This window comes from Devosia elaeis, from assembly GCF_001650025.1.
GTDB classification, from domain to species: Bacteria; Pseudomonadota; Alphaproteobacteria; order Rhizobiales; family Devosiaceae; genus Devosia; species Devosia elaeis.
In genome coordinates, this window is sequence record NZ_LVVY01000012.1 from 1 (window position 1) to 1,879 (window position 1,879).

Here is a 1,879-nt window from a genome sequence, read left to right on the forward strand (position 1 = left end):
CTTCGGGCTTGTGCTTCTTCTGGGGCATTCCAACGTCCTCTCTAAGGCTCAATAGCCTACTTCAGGGAGGACCACTTTTCAGGGGGCAGACCACGGTCGCTGCCCGAAGAGCAACTGACCTCCCGCCTTGCAGCGGCAACAACGAAGATACGAACCTGCCTTATGTCGGCTGGCATCGACTGCTCAAGCATAGACGACGAACGGGTGTGTGAGATTGCAATGCAGCAGGTGGGAGCAACGGCATGATCCGGCTGGTTTCGCGCATTGAGGCGCTGGAACGAAAATCGGGAGGCGCCAATTCGCCCTCCCGTGTGCTTACTATCGCCGGCACCGATACATCAGACGCCGCCATAGCTGCGTTCCTCGCGCCATATGGCATTGACGCCAATGACGATGACACGTTGCTCATAATTGTGCGTCCGCTGGTGGCGCCAGAAGGTGCGGAATGCCGACCTCATGCTGACGTACCTCTAGGATTTGTCGGCCCTATCCCTGACTGGATCAAGGCGTTGCCGGCACACCAAGACGGGCAGGATTAATGGCTCGAACTGGTGGAGCACGTCCCGGCGCCGGCCGTCCCAAGGGCAGTGTGCATCGGCGCAGCGTGGATGCGGTGGCAAAAGCCATGGCCGGCGGCATTTCGCCGGTCGAGTACATGCTGGGCATCATGCGGGACTCGGAGGCTGATGCGAAGGAGCGGGCATGGGCGGCAGAGAAGGTCGCGCCTTTCGTGCATCCACGACCTGCACCAATGGAACGCACGGTCCAGATCGACCTGCCCGACACGTCCACGCCGGCCGGTATTGATAAAGCGCTGGACGCCATTATTGCCAGCATGAGCAAAGGTGAACTCTCACCCAGCGAGGGACAGAGCTTCATTTCGGTGATCGAGGCGCGGCGGAAAGCCATTGAGGCCAACGACCTATTGGCGCGAATTGAAGCCCTAGAAACGCAACATCAAAACAAAAAAGGCTAGGAGCTGTGGAGCCTTAGCTTCTCATTTCCGCAAGCTGCAACTCCCGCTCAGTTGAGCGGTTCAGGTCATCTACGAAATGACGATAGCGCTCCGCATTCTTGCGTTCGGCGGCTTCATCTCGATCATTTCGAGGGGGATGAGGACGAGCTTGCGACCGAATGACAACGGCCGCCACTAGAGATTCTCTATTTTCTGGCATTCGTAGCTCCCGGGTTCGTCACTTATATAGGCTCGATTGGCGCAGCATGTAGCGGGAATTAAGGCCAGGGTCAAAAAAGTGTTTGCGCTTAAGCCACACCATTCCCTCGCCCTTCGTAATCACCGCTACGTCAATTGGGCCACCCACTGTCTCCGAAGGCTTTGTCACCTTCTCCTTCAATGATTGAAGGTTTATTAAGGTTTCGGCCAGTTCGGCCATTTCGTCAACTGGCAGCACGCCCAACACACGTCTCAACGGCTGAGCGTGTTCGGTCCCAGCACGGTCAAGAACAGCGCTTCCAATCGCGTCTCTTGCTTTAGTTACAATTTCATCGAACTTGTCCGGGACTGTGCCGGCAACGCCGCAGGCGGTTTTAAGCTCTTCAGAGAAGTCTCTCAGGCCTTTGCTTACCGCGCCCATCAATGATGAATACACGTCATAGCTAACACCCAGAGAGAAAGTGTCGCTCATCGAAGTCTGGGCGAACGCCGACAACCACGCCGGGGTGTCGTGATCGATCGCCATCGCATTGCCTGCTTCGGCCACGTGCCTCCCCAACAACATCCCCATCGACATGTATGGAGCCATTGCAGGGAAAATGTCGTGGTCTCCATAACCCGCAAATACCAATCCTGTGGTCCCCATATACTCCCCAGGATTTTTGAGGACTGGAGCGCACCCCATTTTGACCGGACAGCCGGCAT

Annotated in this window: 2 protein-coding genes; one reads left to right on the plus strand and one right to left on the minus strand. The window is 56.7% G+C overall.

Annotation, left to right across the window (positions count from 1 at the left end; translation table 11 throughout):
* The first annotated feature begins 538 nt into the window (after positions 1-538).
* Positions 539-976 carry a hypothetical protein gene (locus A3840_RS01020; protein ID WP_131798202.1) on the plus strand — a complete coding sequence of 146 codons (438 nt, stop codon included), beginning with the start codon at positions 539-541 and terminating at the stop codon, positions 974-976.
* 217 nt (positions 977-1,193) lie between these two features.
* Here the strand turns inward: A3840_RS01020 and A3840_RS01025 are convergent.
* On the minus strand, positions 1,194-1,879 hold a 686-nt coding region (locus A3840_RS01025; RefSeq protein WP_205633320.1), incomplete at its 5' end, for a hypothetical protein.

Bases quoted from the DNA above. Each gene is read 5' to 3' on its own strand.
- A3840_RS01020 (WP_131798202.1), top strand. From the start codon at position 539: ATGGCTCGAACTGGTGGAGCACGTCCCGGCGCCGGCCGTCCCAAGGGC.